Here is a 22256-nt window from a genome sequence, read left to right as displayed (position 1 = left end):
GCGGTAATCCTTGGAATAGAAGATGAAGGCTTCATCATAACTATAAGGATCATGCTGCATTTTTTCACGGATGATTCCTGCCAAGCCCTCACGACCATTGCGCATATCAGTTGGTGTGGAACTCAAATAATAAGTTGTTCGAGAAGTGAAGTTCAGCATGGCTATGACATTTTACGCAGCAGTTCTGCAACTGCAAACAGGTTAGAACACTTGATTTCCATCTCATCACCAGTCGGAGACTTCAAAATCAGTCTCTCAACTTGCCAACCTGCAGGAGTTTGTTGCTCGGGAACAAAATTCTCCTCAACTGTCAAAGCGATAAACTCACCTTCGCCTAGCTTCTTGTTTTCATCTGGTTGAAGCTGATTTGAACGATATGATTTCTTAAACTCAATGAGCCAGTCATAATCCACTGCCTCATCCTTACAATACTTGCGCAAGCTACGACCTTTACGATTTTGGTTGTAATCCTTCATCACTTTTTCGAAATATTCCCTTGTTTCCATTATCAAATTGTTTTGATTACGGATGCAAAGGTAATATATTATATAGGTACCGCCATACGGGCTAATGGTGATTTACTGTGCTATTCGTGAGATTCGTGTTCACCATCATCCTATTCCATACTTTTAATCACCTTGCATGGATTTCCTGCGGCAATACAATTTGCAGGAATATCCTTTACAAAAACAGAACCAGCACCAAACACATTTATCCAAAGAAAAACATAATCATAAATACGATTAATCTTTGTTTATATTACGATAAACGCTAGCCAGTTTTTCTGCAGACTTTTCCCAAGAAAAATCTCGTAATCTAACAAATCCTCGCTCTATAATTATAGTTCTTTCTTCATTTGATAATAAATAAACCGTGTCTAACACTTCAGGCAAATTAGATTTACCTGGTTCAGATTCAAAATATATGCCTGCATCAGAGGCAATTTCTGGAAAGCAGCTTTTATTATTTAATAATACAGGACAACCATAAGCAAAGGCCTCCAATATAGGCATGCCAAAACCTTCATAAAGAGATGGATAAACAAACGCTAATGCATGAGCATAAAGAATTTTCATTTCAAACCCACTGGCTGGGATATGAAGAACGGCATCCTTTACTTTCAAATCCTCTATCATCTTACGCTCATCTGCAGTAAACCCTCCTCCCGTGCAAACCATTTTTACTTCAGAGTGTTTATTATGAAAAGCAGCAAAATCCTTCAAAGTTTGAGGGAAATTTTTATAAGCATCTCTTGTACCAACATATAATATATAAGGAGAATCTACTATTGACGGATTATTTACCGCCTCTCTTTTAGGACCTCCATGGTAAATCACCGTTATTTTTTCTGCTGGTATATTAAGCAAGCGTACTATATCTTTTTTAGTTTGCTCGGATACAGCTACGATAGCAGATGCTTTATTCAGATATTTTCTCTTAAACTGAATTTGCTCGTTATTCTGATAAAAATAATCAGGAAACAATTCCGGCATCATGTCATGCACAGTTATCATCCAAGGCTTATTTCCAATATATTTCAAGAAATAAGAATCGAAAAATGTTGGATGAAATACATCAAAATGCTGTTCTTTAAGTTTTTGAATTGCATAATGCTTGTTGACTGTCTCTTGGGTTGAAATTAAACCTAACCTCATAAGGATTCGATAAATAATACCAGAACCCTTAAAAGGAAACATCTTCTTCCATTTGGAATGATTCAACTTTGGCATTCTAATTAAAGGACAAAGATGTGATTCTATGAGATGTACGTTTTCACTTTCCTTCACAGCTATTTCCGTAGAAATATCCGCTGGCATATTACTAATCAATTCACAAAAGCATTTTGATACGCCTCCAAATCGTTGAAAAGTAAATGCTTGATGATCATATAGTACCTTCATTGCAATTTTGATTAAAAAAGGCCTCCGAAGAAATTTTCATGTCGTTAAGTCTATCATCAACGTTAGCCCAGTTTATTTTTCTTATTACATTAGTTGTCTAATAAAAATTGGACACTAATGATACAGCCTATATTCCATTATCTAGTGTTTTTTGTGAATCCAAAGAAATCACCTTTTAATTTCAAATCTCTTTTTCTTTACAAAATCGTTTAACATCTGTCTTTCTTTATTGGTAAAGATACGCCACCATATCATAAGAATAAATACTAAAGAAGTAATCACACAAGAAACAATAAAACGGTAGAATCCTTCTACCATCAATAGTTGGGGCAAATATCCCAAAGCTAACATTAATATAACAACACTTATAACAGGGAAAACGATTTCTCTAAAGAATGCTATGATTTTTAAATTTGAAACTTTATTTGCATATCGAATTATCACTATATTGCCACCTATTGCCCAAATAGTAATCATGGCTATATAAAGCCAATAAGGAGCACCTCCAAAAATATAGGCAATATATGTAGCGATAATCGGTACTACATTCATTACACTCTTATAAATAGCATACCATTTGATGTTACCCTGTGCATAAATCGAAGTTGCTGCACTACTTGCCATCTGGCATATAATAGTGATAACTAGTTGAAGACAACAGAATAAAGAAGTCCATTCTGGAACGTCTTTCAGCCAAACATTTAAGACATAGTGCATTTCCAACATGAATGGAATGGCAAAAAAAACTATTAACAATGTAGAATATTTACCACTTGCAAGTGTTGCCTTATTCATAGCCTCAACGTCTTGAGCTCCTGCCCTTTTAACTATGACAGGATTTACAGCCTTCATTAAGTTTAAAGAGAATGTAGACATCTGACCATTAACCTGATTAGCGATACCTTGCGCAGCATTCAATATTGTTCCAAAAAAATGGTTCAATACCAATCCCGAACCATAATAAGATACAAGACTAGAAATAGCTGTCAGGAAATTCCATCCTGAAAACGAAGCTATATCCTTGACCAATCCTCTACTCCAATATTTTTTGAATCCGATAAAACATTCCTCATATTTACGATGGCAATAAATCTTCATTATCGTAAGGGTTATAAAAGGGATAATAGCCATCAATATACCATAAACAATCAGTTTATCAGATGTTGTATATACACAAGCAAATGCTACTATAAGTTTAAGAAGCGCTTCAAATATACCTATTAATGCATAATAAAGCATATTTTCATGTGCATTCATTACAGCATCGTAGGGAACATTTACGATTGTAAACATCGTGCTTACAACCAAACTTAAGTAGATTACTTCTGCCGCAAATATTCTATCTTGTTGAATATTAAATATTCCATTAAATAGAGGATACATTGCTGCCAGCAAGATTAATCCTGTTAATAAAGCTACACCTATATGGAGCACCATACTAACATTAAATACTTGTTTTTTCTTTAACAAGTCATTGGCTCCTTCTGCATAAGACATGAAACGTTGTGTCGCATTAGCCATTGTAGAATTAAGAAATCCTAACATAGTAATGGCTCCACCCACGATATTAAATACTCCAAAATCAGATGCTCCAAGAGAGGCCAAAATCAATCGAGTGGTATATAAAGAAATGAATACAGTGATGCCCATTTTTACGTATAAAAATCCTGTATTCTTTATAACACGAGTTGTTGTTGACATATTTTTACATACTACTTAATTAATCCTTCCACCATGCTTTGAAATCATGATGTGACACCTGTTTTTCCTTTGGTGGCAACTGTCTCCAATTTCCAAATCCATTAGTCAAATACGAATCAAAATCAGCAAAACACATATATTCCCTATCCTCAAAAGGCATCAATATTCTATGATTGAACAATGACTTTGGAAAAGGATGTTTTTGGAATATTCCTTGAGCACACTCAAAAACTTTAGAAGAATCTGTTTTATCATAATGCTTGGCTACCTTTTGGAAACAACAAGCTAAAAAATGTACACTAAAAACAGACACCGTCATCTTTACGATGGTAGCCAATACATTTCGAGCAAAACTTTTACCATTATGAAAATTCAATATTTCAGGGCAATCAACTCTTCTTACATACAGCTCAAAACATTTTCTTCTAAACTTGTCATATCTACGCCATTTAGCCTCTTCCTCTGGGACATCATCAATCGGGAACACATCGATATTTACCCCAAGTTCATAAATATGATTTACGCCTTCCTTGACAATAGTTTTTGTGTCACAAACTTTACCAAAAGGAAGTCCCCATATTGTATCACGTTCCAACGTGAAAAATTTATACCTTCCTTCCCATAAATCCGGAAAAAGTTTTATCATCTTATCGTAATCTTCACGAAGAAGATATATATCAATATCATCATCCCAAGGTATATACCCCTTATGTCTTGCAGCTCCTAGCAAGGAGCCGCAAGCTAAAGAATATCTCAGATGATTTGCCTCACAAAAACGGTGCACAGCTGACATAACATCCATCTGAAGCACCTTTAGTTCGTCTAGTCCTATTTCTTTCATTTCCAATCTTTTGTTATTTCTGAAACTCGAATGTAATCATTATAAGTATCAATATCATAAGCTCTTACCTTTATGCCTTTCATTGGACAATAAGGCTCAAACATGTTGTACACATTTTGGGTTGAATATATTAAATGTTGTTTGTTCATGCAAGCAGGTCCCGTCCACTCATAATCACCATGTTCACGGCTAAAACAGAGCACATCACCATTTTCATTTGTCTGTACAAAAACAGCATCATCAGATGTTTTGTCTGCATAACAAATGAACTCACCAGAAGTTGCCAACAAATTCTTAACATCATCAGGATGTACCAACAAATCACCATCCCATTCCAACGTCTCATGATTAGCATGACGAGCACCCAAATAATAACTTGCGCCAGTCTTAGTTTCGAAATATCTATGATTATAGCAGAAGATGACATCGTCTCGATATTTTCTCACTTCTTCTATGATCTCACCTCCTTGGAAGCCAATTACGATTCTGACATCTTTCACGTCCTTGAAGAGTTTAAGCTGCCAAGAAATCAAAGAACTACCATTTATTTGAACCAAGGCTTTTGTCAAACCTAAACCTAGTCTTGAACCAATTCCTGCACAACTTATAACAACGGACCTCTCTGTAGAATACTCGCCACAAAGTTGTTTCATCTGTCTGACTAAAGCAGTTTCATTGAAAATTACATAATCGCAGATAGACATCAAGCTTTGCGCAGGATTGTGAGTTAGACCAGTAGCAATACTGATATTAGCATGACGCATTGCTTCAAGGTCATTGTTACCATCACCTATAAAAACAACCGTCTCCCCCAAAGCTTTGTATTGATCAACAATCTGTTCCTTACGAAGGATTGTTTTTAACTTGACTACCTTGTCATCTTCGCATAAAGCTTCTGAGCCATAGCACTGGCAACCAATCTTTTTAAATAAGCCTTCACACCAGCAAGTCAAATTACCAGTGACGATGATACAATCCTCCTTATGTTCCTCTATGAACTTTGCAATCGCAGGATAGAGAGTAACACGTGAAAGTAATAAAGATGTCTCTGAGACAGAATAATGACCTAGAATATTAACTCTACGTATAAAAGACTCTATAAAAGGAACATTACCTTGAACCGTACGTGCTGTTAATTCTGAGATTTGTTCAACACATCCAAAATGATTAGCAATTATTGGCAAGGTTTCTTGTGAAGTAACCGTACCATCCAAATCAAATAGAAATTTCATAATAGCATTATATTTTTATTTTACATTCTATAAATCTTCACATAAAATTTCCGCACAAAAACAACAAGTTGTAGATTATAGCATTAAAAGTAACTTAACCATTCTTAATTTTAACTTTTAACTCAGAAGAAGAATTTTCTTCCGTTCGGGGCATAACCACTACTTATTTTCCATTTCTCTTACACCAATCAAAAGCCTTTTGAAAACCTTCGTAATTTTAGTAGGTCCAACAGCAAGAAAATCAAATGATATCTGCTTAACGATTTCGTCATTTGACCGATAAACTACCACCTCGTCAACACAACGAATAGCCTACACCATAAACATTCTCTCCTCTGTAGAATAGAGAAGATTCGTATTGGATTTATACTTCAATACTACATCGGAATCTTGTACGGCAACAACAACGTGATTATTGCCCCCCGAATTTCTTACATCTTTTAAATAATACTATATGACCTCTTCGAAGGAGATCACGAACACAAATTGTTGACATTTTTCTTTTCATATACTAAATTGATAATTTCTTTGTTTTTGCGATAATACTATCTGCCAAGATCTCAAGACTGTCAATATAGTTAAACTTATCTGTCATTTGTGGAAAAAAGACTTTTCTTATGTCTGTACAGCCAGCAATTATAGTATCACAACCTTGTGCCTCAAACCAATCACACACTGTAGAAAAACAAAGAGAAGGATTTTCCGCATTTGTTACAGGCAAGTATCTATTCATATTCTTAGCATTACAGATACCTTTTGTTACAAGAGACTGAAGTTCATCAGTAGGAAAAACCACTTCGGATCCTGGATTAAAATGCTGAATATAAGTTTCATAAATACCAACTTTCTTCAAACCATCAGAGCACATAACACCTATTTTTTGCCCCCCTAGACTTTTAACAACCTTGGCTACTTCTTCCAATATATTGATGAATTTGATGTCGATTTTCTCTGCCAACTCATCTATGAAATAGTGAGCAGTATTGCAGCACATACATAAAGTATCACATCCACAATTCTTCAAATGTTTACCTATTCTTATATAATCCTCCAAGAAGGATTCTCCTCTCCCCTCAAGATACATACTACGAGATGGAGCTTTCGTTGCCTGCCAAGCTATCATTTCAGGATGATGACAATCACGAAATGCGCCATCCTTAGTGCACTTCTCTTCAATTATATCGAGTAGCTTATTAGTAGCAGCCACTCCGTTACCACCTATAATTCCTATCATAATTTATTTTATTTAAAATATTTTACTAATTTTATCCTACTTAGAATACATTATTTGATTAGTACTAAGATTATCTTTTCTTAAGTGCATAACCCTCTTTATAGAATCTCAAATACTTTCTTTTGGTTACGAGACGTATCCTGTCTTTCTAACTTTTGGACTTACACCATTATGTACTTCTATTCCTTCTTTTACCACTATGGGCTTAGTCTGAAATGAGCAGGTACAAGGCTTTGAACTTTGAAATTCCATTTTGCATTGCGGTTTCTGCTATAGAATGGAAACAGAAAGGGCGATTTGCATCTTATCAAAAGCCAGAGCTGTTACGCTCCTCATTTTTGCTGTTATTTCCATAAATGTAGACTTTTCCTATCATTTTTTATCTTTCTTCATCAGACATTATCAGTTTTAGCAAAAGCTGACATAATCTTTGAAAGTTGACCTGTAATTCTTTTCACATCTGCCGCTTCAACAATAGAATAAAGCTTTGACAAGAGAGCTTCAAACTCTGGATACTTCATCATAAAACCTGGCGTGTATTCAAATTCCAATTTATCTGCCGAATATAACTTGAAACCGATATTTGAACCAACAAAACCATTTCCTCCAGATATTTCTAGGCTGAGGGAGTCCTTGACATCAACACAACGATATGTATTGTTTCCTGATTTTTCCCATTTCATCTGTTTTAATTCTGTCATCTTTATGATTTTTTCGATAAATGGTGCTATACTATCAATATACTTTTTCATGTTCTATCGCTTTTTAATATCTGATTTTTAATTTTGATATCTATATCTTTTAATGCATTATTAAATTGCATTATTGTTGACATCGTATAGCTTGGACTATACATAGTTTTTACATTGGTTGCCATATCATTAAGATGATCCATCTCTGATACCAATGACAACTGGTAAGCTTTGAGCTCCTTATGAGTATTTGTGATTTCTATTGCCATGTTATTGAGTTCAAACAACTTCATTGCTGCTAATTCATAATGTTCTTTTCTTATATAGTCCAAAACCATTTCTGTCAGTCGAAGAGCATCTGTAACCTTATACAGAGAAATACTGTTTTTTATTTGCTTATTATTATCATTCACGGCTTCCCTCACCTGCTTACTAACACTCTTAACCTGATAGATTTGAAAACAAGTAATAGCAAAACATATCAGAGTAGCAGCAGAAGCTATAAGAGAGACCCAATCAAACCAATTAGACAATGGCTCGCCACTTTGTTGACAAACACAGGAAAGAGAATCTCTCAACGATATTGTATGTATAGGCATCGTATGTACCATAATTACAAAAGGGGTATTCACACAATCTTACCAGATTGTTTCATAGCAACCTTAAACTTCCGTGCTACATCATTGGCAAATAGTTCTACAGACTCCTTCGCTACCTCTTTCTCTCTTTCAGTAAGAGATGCGGCATCGACATTCTGTTTGGCACACTCCACCGCAGATTCCTTCGTTTCATCAAAAGTTGACTCACTAATAACATACGGAGGAGTAAACAATTCCTTCAAGAATTCAGCTATAGCCAAATTAGCACGTTGCTGTGCTATTTGCTGTCTTGTATTCATTTGTATAAATCTGTGTTAATGTCGAAAGGACTGTCGAAGTCCTTTAAAACATCATGTTTTGTATCTTTCTCAGAAAGATTGGCATGCTCTGTTGGGATTTTCCAATCAATACCAAGGGTATCATCTAAGATACTGATACCACCATCTGCCTCTGGATGATAGAAGTTATCACACTTGTATTGGAAGACTGCTGTTTCTGAGAGGACTGCGAAACCATGGGCAAAGCCCTTAGGGATAAAGAATTGGACATGATTGTCTTCTGTCAGTTCTACAGCCACATGTTTGCCATAGGTTGGTGAACCTTTGCGGATATCTACGGCTACATCGAGGACTCTGCCTTTTACGCAGCGTACCAACTTGCTCTGGGTATAAGGTGGGCGCTGGAAGTGCAGACCTCGCATCACGCCATAGCTGCTCATTGACTCGTTGTCTTGGCAGAAGTGAACACTGTGTCCCAGGATAGGAGAGACCTTTTCTTCAAACTCTCGCTCGCTGAAGCTCTCGAAGAAGTAGCCACGAGCGTCACGGAATAGGCGTGGCTCTATAATGAGTACGCCTTCTATATCGGTTTTGATTATATTCATTGTTTTCTAATATTCTAAATTCTTTTTTAATGTTTGTTCTTTCTCTTCAAGTATTGAAAGGAGATACTTGCCATAGTCATTTTTCAGCATAGGCTGAGCATTCTCTCTTAATCTTTCTGCGGTAATCCAACCTTGACGGTATGCGATTCCTTCCAAGCAAGCTACCTTCAAGCCCTGGCGCTTCTCCAAGACTTCGATAAAGGTGGATGCTTCAGAAAGAGAATCATGAGTTCCGGTATCGAGCCAGGCAAATCCTCTTGCCATGGTCTGTACCTTCAGCTGCTTATCCTTCAGGAACTCCTGGTTCACTGTTGTGATTTCCAACTCACCACGAGCGGATGGCTTGATATGCTTAGCTACTTTCACCACCTTATTAGGATAGAAGTATAAGCCTACTACAGCATAGTTGCTCTTTGGATGCTCAGGCTTCTCCTCTATGCTGAGGCAATTGCCTTGCTCATCGAACTCTGCGACACCATAGCGCTCAGGATCACTTACACGATAACCGAAAACGGTAGCCTTGTTGTTCTGCTCAGCATCTACTACTGCTTGATGCAGCATCTGATTTAATCCTGCACCATAAAAGATATTATCGCCTAATACGAGGCAAGCAGAATCATTACCAATGAATTTCTCTCCGATAATGAAGGCTTGGGCTAAGCCATCTGGTGATGGCTGCTCTGCATACTCAAACTTCACACCTAACTGGCTTCCATCGCCTAAGAGGCGCTTGAAGCCTGGCAAATCGAATGGGGTTGAGATTATGAGTATCTCACGGATACCTGCCAACATCAATACTGATATTGGGTAATATATCATCGGTTTATCAAAGATTGGAATCAGCTGCTTGCTGATTCCTTTTGTGATAGGGTACAAACGTGTACCGCTACCACCTGCTAATACTATTCCTTTCATATAATTATTATTTATTGATCAATAACATGTTTCGAAAACCTACCCGTCCTTCCTTACCGTTAAGGAAGGCTCCACCTCTCACCCCTACCCTCTCTCCTCAGGAGCGAGGGAGAAAACCGCCCTACTCGGTGCTCGGGACCGCTGCGCTCTAAGGTTGGCGGACCATCAAAGGTCTTCGCCATATTATGCGGGATGGGACCGCCGAGAAACGACAATAACTGCTAATGCAACAGAGCTTCAAACGTTTTATCATTTAATTTGGGAGTTTGCACCTTCTGTTCTTTCTGTTCCTTAATGAACTTTGGAGCCTTTTTCTCTTCCAAACCAATGGTGGTAATGTTCACTCCAAATATCAGAAGAAAGACTATTCCTAGACCAAAATATGATTTATTCATTGGACTAACTTCCTTATAAAATTATAAACTTGACAATTTTAAGTCCCTATTAAATTAAAAGAAACCAATTATTTTTTTTAGTCTCTAAACGAGTTTTTACTTACCCAAAGGATATCGCATATTCTATAATACCACATCTATTCTATTTATGAAATTAGCCATTGGAGCAGACGCTAGTTTTACCTTTAACATATTGAATTTTTCGACACTTGCATTCTGCTATAAAATCACCAGAACACGTCATATTAGTTATCCATTGATGGCAATTCTGGCAATAAGTTTTTTCATATAACAAACGTAAATTTCTTGCAAACGAAAGAATCTCTGACTCACTCATGGATTGAGCCCATTCATTAGCATGACATCCCAACATGTTACGAGCCATCATATCCCTACTTATTTCATCTAACAAAGGCTTTAAATTAGTCTTTTTTAGAGAACTCATTATCCCGGGCCATAAATCACCAATAGTATACTTATCATTAATTCTTCTATGTATACTGATTGACAAACTCATACTTAATTGTTGGCACATATATTCCAAAAACAACCCTGCTTGTGATGCAATTATCTGCTTATTATTAGTTGCAATGGCCTGTTCTAAAGTTGCAATGCTCATTTGTGATGTTTCATCAACAATTTGTGGACCGTCTTGGAAGCTCCAATTCACTAACCTAATCTTCTTAACAGAATGACCATGTTTAATAAATAGATACTCAAGCTGATGCTTCCACAAATCATCATGACAAGAAACTATTAACTGCCAATCTTTACAAACTTTTAAAACAAAATCCATAAATTTTGCCCTTATAACAGAATCGACACTTTGCATAACATCATCTAAAATAAGAACTTTTGCCTGACCTTTTTCAACACTGACTCTTATAATAGAAAGATAAAGGAGCAATATCAAGAGATCAAAATTGGCTTCACTAAATACCTGCTGAGGTGTAGCCCATCTACCATTTTTCAACTTAATTAAAATTTCCAATGAAGCATCTGTCCTTGTCCCTAGTTCTAAATGAATTTCTTCTATAAAGTCAAGATTTGAGACTTCTCTAAAGGAAACAGTCAACATCGATTCGGTTGATTTGATTAATTCTGCATTCTGCTCACGACGCTCTTTTATCTTAACTCCATAAACATTTGGATTAAGCGCCTGCTCCATCTTATGCCTATGACCTAGGATTTTTTCATTGATATTAACAATATCTTTGTACAATCGAAAAATATCCAGATTTTTACGTATTATAAAACGCTGATTCTGAAATGTATTTTTATGATTCTTTATATTATCAAAAAAATTCTTTCCCTTCTTTATAAGAATAAATCTTCTCAGTTTTTCATTTACACTAAAAGGAATATTATCGATATTATCATTTAGTAGTTCCGACAACTTCCTAACAAGTTCTTTTCTTTCTTGTTTTAGTCGCACATATTCATCTTTTAATAGAGTAAGATGCTGATCACCTTCCCAATGAATCCAATTGTTTATTGCATCCTCTATCTTAACATAATTCTGATATAAAAATGAAAAGAATAAGACTTGTCTCTTTTCCTTTGGCATGATACTAAATGAAATTATATCATTTCTCCTTAAAACTATTGGTGACATCGAAAAAGATCGGTGCAAAAATGAATTATCAATTTTGTACTCAGTTTTGTCTTCCGAAAAAACAACATTAATACCTCTTTCTACTCTATCCCCATTGTCTAGTTCTACAATTGTATTACAACCTAACAATGGCCTATTACGTAAAGATAAAGGCATACGACTTTCTGATGTTATCTTTAAAGGCTCTCGACATATACGCCCCTGTAAATTATATTCTATTGCATCTAAAATAGAAGATTTACCTGCCCCATTGTCTCCAGATATTATAACAGAAACTGGCTTTTTCCCCTTATCAGAAAAATCTACGAACAAAGAATTGGGAACACCTCGAAAATGTAGAATTTCAATATTTTTTATTTTCATTATATATTACTATTCATAGAATATCACCAATAGAGCGTCCACATTATATTACAAGTAGTCACACTTATCAGTTTTTTAATATATTTTGTATCACTCTTTAGGTAAAGGATTGCTAAGCACACTCCTTCACCTTATCTATTTTTTCCATCATAGTAACATAGAAGCATAGACTTATAGTCCTTATCCCCATCTTTCATGCGGGTAAGGATGTCTACTCTATCTACTAAATGACAAATCAACGCCATGTATTTCTTATTTTAGAGAATTGATCTTCAGCTCTTTACTGATTACCTTTCCCATCACCTTCTCTATATCGAAGAAAGTCATGGGGGCGTTGTAATCAATCTCCGAAATGGTGTTATCCATATCGTTAACGGCATAGCCTATCCATTCTATGGATTCTTTAAGGTCTTTCATATCGATTCGGGAATAGGTTTCCTCGAAACGGTCGAGAAAGAAGGATACCACTTTGGGATGCTTCGTCAAGTATTGGTGAAAAGTCTTGCAGACTTGGGCTTGCCCTTTGTAGTTGAGCTTACGAATGTCTTCAAACATCGGCATAGCGCAGGAATAGGACTTGACGGAAGAAACCTTCTTTCCCATCTTCTTGCGTATCTCCTTTGCCTCCGGTATCGTATCATCGTAAATGTCTTGAAACTCTTCTGGGAGCATCGATAGGATTCGCTCTAAAACTTCTTTATCTGCCATAATAGTGTTATTTTCTAAAATCAACGTATATTAGCGACAGTATGTAAGGAGTCCTTACATACTGAATCTTCGTACGAAGAATGTACTTCATTTTCTGAAATACGCTTTCTATTTTGTTTCTTCGCCCCAAACTGCAACCAATCTATCTTTCCAGAGTTTCAGAGGGCAGTTCTTGGAGATCTCGGTATAGAGCTTGAGGCTCTTCTCTGTTAACTTTATAATGCCATCGGATACCGATGGATGATATGGGAGAGCGGCTGGCTTGATTTTGCCATTCCAATCTACCTTTACATCCATGCCTAAGCCCATCGTCTCCTTACCATTCATCGACATGATGCCAGCCTTCTCGAAATCATCGTTGGTCAGGATTTCTACGAATGTAGGACATGGGCGCTTCATGATACCGTCGAAATGGTCGATTTGGGTTATTGAATCCAAATGGAGGAAGTAATCGCCCCAATCGGCATAAAGGGTTACTTTGGTATCATCTACAATGTACATATAAACATGAGTGTAGAAGCTTTTCTTACCTGACTGGTAACGGTAAATGACCTCAATGCTATCTTTATGATAGACGAGGGTCTGGGAGCTACCTAAGAAAAAGGTTGCTCCTGGTTTGATTGATAAAAAGGATTTCATGATTTTATTTTTGTTCCTCATTGCAGTATCGCTCTGCACTTGTCGTCACTCGAATGAGGAATATTATCTTATAAATATTGTTGCACAATATTTGCTAGTTCATCAGCATAAGAAGTTGTATCTTATCATTTGAAAGATAAAAGGATAACCATCAGACATCAACCGTTCCATTAGATTAACTTTTTGTAAACAGGTATTGCTACCTTATCCATTTCTTCTTTCGAAACCTTAACAACTCCGGGAGTTGCATCAAAATAATCTACAGGATAACGATACTTGCCATTTGGCATCAAAACCTTAGTTACACGGCGAAAGAGAGAAATCCCCTCTTCTGTAACTATCTTTGTTATAGTCTTATCAATGATCTTTCCCATAATTCTTTATTTTTATTTCAATTACGCCTGCAAATATAAGGTTTTTCGGTGAAACAACCAATTTTTTGGGGGAGTTTTTGCTTCTTGCTCTAATCTCCCCCAGATTTAAGTAGCAGATTGTCTTTCGACAATATCTGCAACCGAGAAGAATAAGTTTTCGAAGTATCGTAAGTCGGTGTATAGTATGCAAGACATCCTAAAGTGACTGCTTACCAATCTTTTTAATCATAATCATAATCTTATCAATTCCCTCAAATCTACCTGATACTCATTCAGCCTACCAGGAACAGTAACATAGTGGATATTGATGTCTGGCAATGCCAAAGGCGCATAATACTTATTGGCGATAGAAGATGAAATCAGCTTGTGCTTCTTCGTACACAAATATCTAGAGAAGCTGGCATCACGACTCGTCAACTTGCTTGCTACGACCAATTGGCTACCTGTGGGTTCGTAGGATACAATCACTCCATGGTATTCCCATTCAGGAAGAGACTGTAGAATGCTAAGCTGAGCCTGCAAGCGCAATAATGTTCCCACAATCTGTTCCTTGGCATGGCTGATTTGAGCAACGCCAAAGGAGCTCTTCAGTTCGCAAACAAACAAGCATTTCCTACCATCAACCTCCGCAAAGAAGATACCATCACTATTGAGAAGCATGGGTTCCTGACAACCAGCCTTACTATAAAAGGAGACCGAATCACCTGCCAGCTCTCGCGGAAAAGCATAACCTTCTCCACCAGAAACGACAAGTCGTCTAAAGTCCAAGTCTGATTTGGGAGCCGTTTCTACTATCTCGCACTCATCCTTGAAATACAAGGTAGCATAAGCTGGGTAAAGCTTGCCAAACTCTTCTATCGTTGCATCCATATCACTCACTTTTTATAGATTAGATACTATGCCAAGTTGCTCAGCGACTTCTGAGATGTCAGCCGACAAGTCCATCTGGTCTTTCACTGTCTGTTCGAAAGAACTGAATGGCAAGCCTTCTGCCAAATCTTGCTTCTCGATGACAACCTTACCCTCTTCACGCTTAAAGTAATAAGCTCCCACCTGAAGGTCTGTGAGATACAAATTCTTATTGTGCAGATGAGCTTCACAGAATTGCCCGAAAGAAGCCTCCGAAGCTTGCTTGATTTTGCCTAAAAGCAGCAACTGGTTCATTCGTCCCAACATATAGTCGCTATGGGTAGTCATCTGGATGAGCATGCCCTTGTTGCAACATCTTGCTAGCATATCCATCACCAAGAATTGCTTCTTCGGATGAACATGAGCCTCTGGTTCCTCAAACAGCAAGCTGTTATACTGGCGATTCTTGCCATTTTGAAGCATCAACAAGAATGGCATCAACTCCTTGACAGAAGATGCTGCAGCACTTACTGGTATCGATTCACCAGATGCAAACTGCAAGAACACGCTACCATTCTCCAACACTATCTTGCCATCCACCAACTTAGCGATATAGTTTGCATAGAATTGATTATCTGCTACTGCAATGCGAGAAGGAGTTTTGAGATCATCCAACTGCTGTAAAAAGTCACGATACATTCCTATAGGAGATGTTGTATTAGCACCCATAAAGGCTGCTCTAGCAGGAGGGAGGATCAAAGGCTGAATTAATGCAATTCCTAAACACTTATCTGTTAAATATGAAGAAAGCATCATACTCATCATAACCCTACTATCCATATCCACAGGGAATATCATAGAAGCTTCATTAACGGCATAGCGGCAAAAACCATTGACTAAATCATAATTCTGCCGTCTCAATAAAAGCCCCATCTCATCATCAATCCCTTCGAACACATAATTGACCGCACAATCAAAATTAGTATTACCCAATAAATATCCCAAGTATGCACTAGTATTTTGGTTAAGCCATGTTCTGAAATCCTTGAATTTAAGAGTGAGTTCGTCCTTTTGGCTTCCGTTAGACTTCATTCTGATAAATTCAGAAAGTCTCTCAGAAGTCATAGCAGTAAGAAGGTTATACCACAATAATGCCGTATAACTCTTACCCAGTCCTGATTCACCAGTATAAACCAGGAAAGGCTTAAACTCTATCTCAGAATTCTGGATAGGACCTAACTTATCTATAATCACTCGGATATTCATGTTGCAACATTTTATGAGTTCTAATTTTCTGCAAAGATAGGATATTTCCTCGAAACTACCAAATTTTGGGGGGAGTTTTTGCTTCTTGCTCTAATCTCCCCCAGATTAACACAGATTTCTTAGACTTATTCGGCCTCAGGTGGTAAATCCCACTCTGCTCTCAAGGATTCTATCACAAACCTTTCGAAGCTTGCCTTGTAGCCGCCTTCCATCGGGCAGGGATCGTTGGGATAGACTTTGTGATACTCCTCTTCCATTTTGTCAAGATAGTCCATTATCAGCATTACCTTGTCTCTGGTGCTGTGACACTTCTTCAGCGAAGATCGAAGCAGGCAGTAGGACTGGGTATGACTGGCATAACCCTCTTAGACATGCTTGACTGAATCCTCATTCATGTGGCCAGCCACCTTTAAGGTGCGTACCACATTGCTACTGTCGCCGAGAATGGTATCCGTCAAAGCGCCCAGTGCCTTTTGTGTTTTTGTAAATCGTTTCATTTCTTAATATATTTAAAAATTCTAATCTTTTCTGTTAAGCTATCGTAAATTACCGCATTTTTGTACCTATATATGTAGGTACAGGATTCTTGGCGGTCTCAACCTTTTTTCTTAAATTCGCAGCAGCTTTCAAGAACGAGAGCTGAAGCAATCTTAAGTTACCGATTGGTGAACAGCGGGGTGAACACTTGCCCCAAGCATTCACCTTTTCGGCTCAGCGGTGAACCCTAGTAAAAAGAACTTTGTATATACAGCGCATGCTAGAAATATAAGAGTCTCTATTATAATGGGTTATATAGTGTTTTTAACACATTATTAACGCTAAAGGTTGGCATCGGGGTTCACCCTTCACCAACTTCATCGCCAAGTGTTCACCCACACTCTTTCGTAGAGTACGTTGCAAACAACAAAATAGAATATTAACAACTGCAATTTTTAAACAAAATGAAAAAAGACCAAAACAACAACAGCATGAATGGGACAGCTACGATGCCATCGTACTTCCCTTGTATCAAATCTTCGGAGAGCCATCCACTCGCCGATTTCCTCAAACCTACCTACATGTTCCAGCTCGACTTCGACCATGTGAAGAAGGAAGATATGGTCATAGAGAAGGAACCTATCGAGCTGAACAGCGACGCTGCCGTCGATCCTACGGATACTTTCGAGGACTAAGTATCTTATTTTCGACCCGTAAGTATAATACTTAAACATCAAAAGCTATATGGATATAAGAAGCTATACGAAGCAGGAACTGGCTCTGCTCTATTTCCCCGATTCGTCACCCGTGGTGGCAAGTGCTCATCTGATGCGTTGGATTTGTCGCAATCCCGACCTTCTGAAGAAGCTTCATGAAAGCGGATACGACAAGAACAGCAAGGAATTCACTCCTATGCAAATTTCCTATATTATCTATTTTCTCGGCGAACCATAGGCTTCCAAGTATGAGAAAGTATGAGAAAGTATGAGAAAGTGTGAGCAAGTATGAGAAAGTATGAAGTGGCGTTTTCTGATTTCGTATCTTTGCATTGTCATTCAAAGAGGATGATGCTCCTGCCCCATCGGGGGTAGAAGATCACCGTCCTCACTGCCGTTCTCAGCGCCTTCTGTGTGCAGAGCTGCGCCAGCCTCTAAGTCGCACACGGAAAATCCGTGAGATCTGTGAGATCCGTGTGCAAAATTAAACATTTATCCTTTAAAATCCAAAGAATCCTATGAAGAATCAAAGAAAAATCAATCTGATCGTGGTACATTGCAGTGCCACACGTGTTAACCAGGACTTCCCGGTAGAAGCATTGGAAGCCTGCCACAAGGCAAGAGGCTTCAAGAGCATCGGTTACCACTATTACATTACGAAGGATGGCGTGGTCTATCCCTGCCGTCCTGAAAGCGAGGTGGGGGCTCACGCCCGCCACTACAACGCCCACAGCATCGGAATCTGCTACGAGGGTGGTCTTGACGAGAAAGGCAAGCCTGCCGACACTCGCACTCCAGCCCAGAAAGCATCTATGGAAGACCTCCTCTACAGTCTCGCCCTCGACTATCCCGGTGCCGAGATTCTAGGCCATCGCGACCTCCCCTGGGTTCGCAAGAGCTGTCCTTGCTTCGATGTCAAGGAATGGCTGAAGGAAATCGACTTCCATCTCTAAATAATGCTCCTCATCTGAAAACAGATGGGGAGTTTTTTCGAATCCCTCCGTCTCCCTTTAGCCAAAGGGAGCTCCACTTTCTCCCCAAGCCCATCTTCCTCAGGAAGCAGGGATGTAACCGCCCTCCGGTGCTCAGAACCGCTACGCTATAAGGTTGGCGAACCAAAGCGGTCTACGCCATATTATGCGGGATGGGACCGCCTGGCTGTTATGGGGATCAGCTTGCAATTATATTGCTGAAAGTGAGTGCATGGAGGGGGCAGGTTAAGCCCACCGAAATTGTTCCTCATTGCAGTATCGCTCTGCACTTGTCGCCACTCGAATGAGGAATATTATTTTTATTCTACTTTTGACAGGATTACCTCAGGAGAGGTGCCCATCAGGGTTATGGCGGAAATCTTATGACCGCCATTGGCGTTTAATGAATGACCACAATGATAGAGGCTATCATCTATGATAAGCCAGCGGTCATGAGACTCATTACGCCATTTTCTAATATCTATATGATTGTTGGGGAAGGGTTAGCGATGAAACATAGCCATCTATGATGATTACTCGATGATTGGCTGTACGAATCAAGTTCTCCAAAGCAACTCTTGCTGTATAGAAATCACCTTCAAAGAAGACCATTTCAGCAGGAGGGGTCGAAGTCCGAATAAAGAAATCAAGCTGCTGTTGCTGCTTAGCCTGGACATCCTCAATATGGGTCATACGCTTGTCCATATTCTCCTGTAAGGCTATCAAGTGACGATTCACGGAATAGCCTTGAAGAAGATATTGGCGCAAAACAGATGTAGCCCAAATACGGAATTTTGTACCTTGTACGGACTTTACCCTATAACCTACAGATATTATAACATCTAAATTATAATAATCAACTTGATATGTTTTGCCGTCTGAGGCAGTGTAGGCAAATTTTGCCCAAACTGATTCTTTCTGCAATTCTCCTTCGTTAAATATAGTTCGCACATGCTTGCCTATAACACTCCTATCACGACCAAATAGTTCAGCCATTTGGTCTAAAGAAAGCCATACTGTATTGGAAGCTTCATCTATTTTTACATGGAGGGAAATACTTTCATCTGGTTGATAAAGAACTATCTGTGAATCGTCAGCCATAGGCTGTATATTATTGTCGTTTGCCATAATCATACATTTTCATTGCTAATATAGCGACAAAAGTACGATTTAATTTCGTAATCACCAAGGAATTAAGAGAAAAAATGCATTTATTAACCTATACTTGGCTTATGGCTAAACATTACAATACACAAAATGATTCTGCTTCCTTACCGGTTCTGCGGCGATAGTCATCACGCATTCGCTTTTCCATTTGTGCTATGTATTCTGCCTTTCGTTCCCTAGAAGCCTTGAAACGACGCATAAAATCTGCTTTTTTATCTTCTATGTTCATAACGTAATCTCCTTAATAATTATTTTTCGAAAACCTACCTTCACTACTCTTCTACAACTTCGAAGTCTTCATTATGGACACCACGGATGGCTACGGCTATTCCACCGAAATCGAAGACTAGCTGGCGGTCACGGTCTATGCGGACAATGTAACCTTCGTAGTCTTTGAATGGACCTGAAAGGACACGCAACTTCACGTGGTCTTTGGCAAAATTCTCAAAAGCATCTCGAAGGAATGTTACCTGCTCCGGATGGGTCTTCATCACATTCATAAAAGGTTGCATGATGGAATCCTTGATGGAGGCTGGTCGTCTTAAACTGCGATCGTTGACTAAGTGAAATTGGGGAAAATGATCTGCAAGAAATCTTTGTAGGTCAATCACTGTACCTTGCAAGAAGATTAGTCCACTGACAGATTGCTCCCAAATCTTTTTCACTCCTTGTTGCTTTTCCTCATCCTTGTAGGAATAACGAAGGGTTTTATGAATGAAATAAGGTTGTTTGGTATTGTTCTCGTCAGCATTAAACTCTTCCAGCCATTTCTCCATCCCTTTAGCTGCCATGTGAAAAATAAAAAGATAACTCCACGAAGTGGGGTCGGTGGAAGGGTCTTCCTTCTTTTTTATCCGTTTACGTCGGGGTATTCCTTCTACACTCGGATCCGAAAGTCTTTCAGCCCCGATAACGTGGATGCCCTTTGGTAAGCGCTTGCTTACGTCGGCTGTAGAAGGTGAATCCAAGCAATCCTGCGTCATATTCTCGTTCTACTTTATGTTCTTAGCTGCAACCATACATGATAGTTGTAGAAGCTTAGTCAAGTTGTTATTGTTGTGCATAATCTTAATCTCCCATGAGTATTAGTTCATATAATCTTGCACATGTTTATTTACATTTATTGCACATTCTTATTATGAATGATAGAACTATTTGCAAAGATACGAAATTCTGCTGAATTTTCAGTCAAATTTTATCACTTTTTGTTTAAATCTTCCAAATTATGCTATAAATGCTTTGCAAATCTGCATTAGTAGCTTCCTCAAAATGGCTGATTTGGGGTTTGGTTCTGCATGTTTTGCTCATTCATAATAAGAATGGGCGAAGTTGGTTGAACATTTTTCAAAGTGGTTTGGTGGCAAATTCGTGACAGTTTCTTTACAAGGGTTTACACTTTGTATATATAAAGAAAAAGAGTTATCAGAATAGGTCTAAAACAATGACCTGCTCTGATAACTCTTTTCCTATTATTATCTTTTTTGCTCTAAAAACGGGCTGTAATCACCTGTTGGATGATTTTCTTGTTGGCCTCATTGATGGTTGCTACGTCTATTGACTCCAGATAGATTTGGGTGGTCTTATAGGAGTTGTGCCCCATGCCCTCGCTGATGGTGGCTACCGGTATGTTCATGTGCAAGGCTACGCTTGCCCAGGTGTGGCGTGCCACGTATGTGGTCAATGGTATTTTCAAACCTACCATCTCACCGATTCTCTTCAGGTTGTAGTTCGTGTTATGCTCCTTCTTGCGGTATGCGGCGTATGGAGAGGATTCCCTGCCTGTCAAAATGGGTAGCATATACGGTGAATCCTTCGTTTGTTCGGTGTACTTGTCGATGATGGCTTGCATCGGTTTTATCCACTCGATGTTGATATTCTGGTGGGTCTTGCGACGGTTGTAGCTCACCATGCCACATCTCAGGTCGGTCTTCTTCAGGAATGCCATATCCACGAATGCCATCCCTCGCAGATAGAAGCTGAGCAGGAAGAGGTCGCGTGCCTTGTCAAGGGATGAACCTCTCGGCAAGTCCAATTTCTCGATTTTGCGAATGTCCTTTACAGTAATGGCTCGTTTGGCGGTTCTAACGCTGCCTGTCTGCACGTGAGCGAAGATGTCGTTGGGTGGAGCTTGTCCTGCTTCCACCGCCTTGTGGTAGAGAGTGCGGAGGGTTCGCAGATAGAAGGATACGGTGTTTTGCCCAACCCCTCTGTTGAACAGCCATGCCTGGTACATTTCCATCATCTCGCTGGTCATCTGAGAGAAGGTCAGGTCTTCCTGATTTCGGAATTCCATGAATCGGTTGGCTGCATTGGTATAGTTGTTCTTTGTACCAATGCACTGCATCTGCTCCTTCTTGGCTATCTGCTGGCGGAAGAAAGCAAAAACGCTCTGGCTTGGTGGCAGCTGCTGTCGCAGACTGCGCTGGTGGATGAGATGATAACACAATGTGCCTACCTTTCCCGACACTGAGGATGCTCTGAATTTTACTTTTACTTTTGCCATATTGCTTTAATTTTAATGGTAAATTAATGTTTGCTATTTGTTAAAGCAACGGCATGTCCAAGTATATCGTGTATTCGAGCTTCGAAACTTCAGTTTTTATATTCCCTTAATTCCGCAACACTTTGATTTAACTTTATTTATAAGTTCCTGAGCAACAAAAAGTTGCTCAGGATTTTGCCATGTCAGATTTTTCACCTATCTTAGTGTTGCAATTT

At 38.6% G+C, this 22256-nt stretch carries 28 protein-coding genes; 3 read left to right on the top strand and 25 right to left on the bottom strand.

What is annotated here, in order from left to right; all coding sequences use genetic code 11:
- From tnpB to ACTQ16_RS15740, 21 genes are all read right to left on the bottom strand, one after another.
- Positions 1 to 159 (bottom strand): IS66 family insertion sequence element accessory protein TnpB (tnpB, locus tag ACTQ16_RS15840; protein ID WP_441938363.1); only part of this gene is annotated, 159 nt, incomplete at its 3' end.
- Between the two features lie 2 nt (positions 160 to 161).
- Positions 162 to 506, bottom strand: coding sequence for a hypothetical protein (locus ACTQ16_RS15835; protein ID WP_441938361.1), 345 nt, complete (start codon positions 504 to 506; stop codon positions 162 to 164).
- Between the two features lie 237 nt (positions 507 to 743).
- Complete coding sequence (locus ACTQ16_RS15830; protein ID WP_441938359.1) at positions 744 to 1901, bottom strand: glycosyltransferase family 4 protein; 1158 nt, start codon at positions 1899 to 1901, stop codon at positions 744 to 746.
- Positions 1902 to 2069: 168 nt separating this feature from the next.
- Entirely contained in the window at positions 2070 to 3602 is a 1533-nt protein-coding gene (locus ACTQ16_RS15825) for a hypothetical protein (protein ID WP_441938358.1), read from the bottom strand.
- 19 nt (positions 3603 to 3621) lie between these two features.
- Entirely contained in the window at positions 3622 to 4443 is an 822-nt protein-coding gene (locus tag ACTQ16_RS15820; protein ID WP_441938356.1) for a LicD family protein, read from the bottom strand.
- Positions 4440 to 5675 (bottom strand): HAD-IB family phosphatase, encoded by a 1236-nt coding sequence (locus tag ACTQ16_RS15815; protein ID WP_441938355.1) that lies wholly within the window; start codon positions 5673 to 5675, stop codon positions 4440 to 4442. Before ACTQ16_RS15815 ends, ACTQ16_RS15820 begins: the two co-directional genes overlap by 4 nt.
- A gap of 511 nt (positions 5676 to 6186) precedes the next feature.
- Positions 6187 to 6909 (bottom strand): aspartate/glutamate racemase family protein, encoded by a 723-nt coding sequence (locus tag ACTQ16_RS15810; protein WP_441938353.1) that lies wholly within the window; start codon positions 6907 to 6909, stop codon positions 6187 to 6189.
- A 392-nt stretch (positions 6910 to 7301) separates the two neighbouring features.
- Positions 7302 to 7661, bottom strand: a complete 360-nt coding sequence (locus ACTQ16_RS15805; RefSeq protein ID WP_441938352.1) for a hypothetical protein — start codon at positions 7659 to 7661, stop codon at positions 7302 to 7304.
- On the bottom strand, positions 7658 to 8212 hold the full coding sequence (locus tag ACTQ16_RS15800) for a hypothetical protein (protein ID WP_441938350.1): 555 nt from the start codon (positions 8210 to 8212) through the stop codon (positions 7658 to 7660). The genes ACTQ16_RS15805 and ACTQ16_RS15800 overlap by 4 nt, the downstream gene beginning before the upstream one ends.
- A 17-nt stretch (positions 8213 to 8229) precedes the next feature.
- Complete coding sequence (locus ACTQ16_RS15795) at positions 8230 to 8499, bottom strand: hypothetical protein (protein WP_441938348.1); 270 nt, start codon at positions 8497 to 8499, stop codon at positions 8230 to 8232.
- Positions 8496 to 9083, bottom strand: a complete 588-nt coding sequence (rfbC, locus tag ACTQ16_RS15790; protein ID WP_441938346.1) for a dTDP-4-dehydrorhamnose 3,5-epimerase — start codon at positions 9081 to 9083, stop codon at positions 8496 to 8498. The genes ACTQ16_RS15795 and rfbC overlap by 4 nt, the downstream gene beginning before the upstream one ends.
- Positions 9084 to 9089: 6 nt before the next feature.
- Positions 9090 to 9998, bottom strand: a complete 909-nt coding sequence (gene rfbA / locus ACTQ16_RS15785; RefSeq protein WP_441938344.1) for a glucose-1-phosphate thymidylyltransferase RfbA — start codon at positions 9996 to 9998, stop codon at positions 9090 to 9092.
- A 221-nt stretch (positions 9999 to 10219) separates the two neighbouring features.
- Positions 10220 to 10393, bottom strand: coding sequence for a hypothetical protein (locus ACTQ16_RS15780; RefSeq protein WP_441938343.1), 174 nt, complete (start codon positions 10391 to 10393; stop codon positions 10220 to 10222).
- A gap of 154 nt (positions 10394 to 10547) precedes the next feature.
- Positions 10548 to 12371, bottom strand: coding sequence for an AAA family ATPase (locus ACTQ16_RS15775; protein ID WP_441938341.1), 1824 nt, complete (start codon positions 12369 to 12371; stop codon positions 10548 to 10550).
- A gap of 252 nt (positions 12372 to 12623) precedes the next feature.
- Complete coding sequence (locus tag ACTQ16_RS15770) at positions 12624 to 13079, bottom strand: hypothetical protein (protein WP_441938339.1); 456 nt, start codon at positions 13077 to 13079, stop codon at positions 12624 to 12626.
- Positions 13080 to 13187: 108 nt separating this feature from the next.
- Positions 13188 to 13718: a hypothetical protein gene (locus ACTQ16_RS15765; protein ID WP_441938337.1), complete on the bottom strand. Its 531-nt coding sequence runs from the start codon at positions 13716 to 13718 to the stop codon at positions 13188 to 13190.
- Positions 13719 to 13888: 170 nt separating this feature from the next.
- Positions 13889 to 14092 carry a hypothetical protein gene (locus tag ACTQ16_RS15760; protein WP_134844391.1) on the bottom strand — a complete coding sequence of 68 codons (204 nt, stop codon included), beginning with the start codon at positions 14090 to 14092 and terminating at the stop codon, positions 13889 to 13891.
- Positions 14093 to 14323: 231 nt separating this feature from the next.
- On the bottom strand, positions 14324 to 14962 hold the full coding sequence (locus ACTQ16_RS15755) for a hypothetical protein (protein WP_441938335.1): 639 nt from the start codon (positions 14960 to 14962) through the stop codon (positions 14324 to 14326).
- A gap of 12 nt (positions 14963 to 14974) precedes the next feature.
- On the bottom strand, positions 14975 to 16207 hold the full coding sequence (locus tag ACTQ16_RS15750; protein WP_441938333.1) for an AAA family ATPase: 1233 nt from the start codon (positions 16205 to 16207) through the stop codon (positions 14975 to 14977).
- A gap of 125 nt (positions 16208 to 16332) precedes the next feature.
- Complete coding sequence (locus ACTQ16_RS15745) at positions 16333 to 16491, bottom strand: hypothetical protein (protein WP_441938332.1); 159 nt, start codon at positions 16489 to 16491, stop codon at positions 16333 to 16335.
- An 81-nt stretch (positions 16492 to 16572) separates the two neighbouring features.
- The gene (locus tag ACTQ16_RS15740; RefSeq protein ID WP_441938330.1) at positions 16573 to 16704 is read right to left on the bottom strand and encodes a hypothetical protein; all 132 of its coding nucleotides are present in this window, start codon (positions 16702 to 16704) and stop codon (positions 16573 to 16575) included.
- A 444-nt stretch (positions 16705 to 17148) separates the two neighbouring features.
- Here ACTQ16_RS15740 and ACTQ16_RS15735 point away from each other — a divergent pair, with 444 nt between their 5' ends.
- The 3 genes from ACTQ16_RS15735 to ACTQ16_RS15725 all read left to right on the top strand — a co-directional run bounded on the left by ACTQ16_RS15735 (position 17149) and on the right by ACTQ16_RS15725 (position 18353).
- Positions 17149 to 17379 (top strand): hypothetical protein, encoded by a 231-nt coding sequence (locus tag ACTQ16_RS15735; RefSeq protein WP_294970560.1) that lies wholly within the window; start codon positions 17149 to 17151, stop codon positions 17377 to 17379.
- Between the two features lie 49 nt (positions 17380 to 17428).
- Complete coding sequence (locus ACTQ16_RS15730) at positions 17429 to 17638, top strand: DUF4248 domain-containing protein (RefSeq protein WP_264950563.1); 210 nt, start codon at positions 17429 to 17431, stop codon at positions 17636 to 17638.
- A 280-nt stretch (positions 17639 to 17918) separates the two neighbouring features.
- Positions 17919 to 18353 (top strand): N-acetylmuramoyl-L-alanine amidase, encoded by a 435-nt coding sequence (locus tag ACTQ16_RS15725; RefSeq protein ID WP_441938327.1) that lies wholly within the window; start codon positions 17919 to 17921, stop codon positions 18351 to 18353.
- Positions 18354 to 18845: 492 nt separating this feature from the next.
- Here ACTQ16_RS15725 and ACTQ16_RS15720 read toward each other — a convergent pair whose 3' ends face one another.
- The 4 genes from ACTQ16_RS15720 to ACTQ16_RS15705 form a co-directional block, all read right to left on the bottom strand.
- On the bottom strand, positions 18846 to 19499 hold the full coding sequence (locus ACTQ16_RS15720) for a virulence RhuM family protein (RefSeq protein WP_441938325.1): 654 nt from the start codon (positions 19497 to 19499) through the stop codon (positions 18846 to 18848).
- A gap of 115 nt (positions 19500 to 19614) precedes the next feature.
- Positions 19615 to 19767, bottom strand: a complete 153-nt coding sequence (locus tag ACTQ16_RS15715) for an ABC transporter ATP-binding protein (RefSeq protein WP_441938324.1) — start codon at positions 19765 to 19767, stop codon at positions 19615 to 19617.
- Between the two features lie 43 nt (positions 19768 to 19810).
- Positions 19811 to 20314, bottom strand: a complete 504-nt coding sequence (locus tag ACTQ16_RS15710; RefSeq protein WP_441938322.1) for a hypothetical protein — start codon at positions 20312 to 20314, stop codon at positions 19811 to 19813.
- 710 nt (positions 20315 to 21024) lie between these two features.
- Positions 21025 to 22041, bottom strand: a complete 1017-nt coding sequence (locus ACTQ16_RS15705) for a site-specific integrase (RefSeq protein WP_295347109.1) — start codon at positions 22039 to 22041, stop codon at positions 21025 to 21027.
- Positions 22042 to 22256: the final 215 nt, after the last annotated feature.

This window comes from Prevotella sp. LCP21S3_D2 (assembly GCF_052118345.1).
Taxonomy (GTDB): domain Bacteria; phylum Bacteroidota; class Bacteroidia; order Bacteroidales; family Bacteroidaceae; genus Prevotella.
Note: the sequence above shows the minus strand (reverse complement) of the source record. Positions and strands in the feature narration are given on the sequence as shown.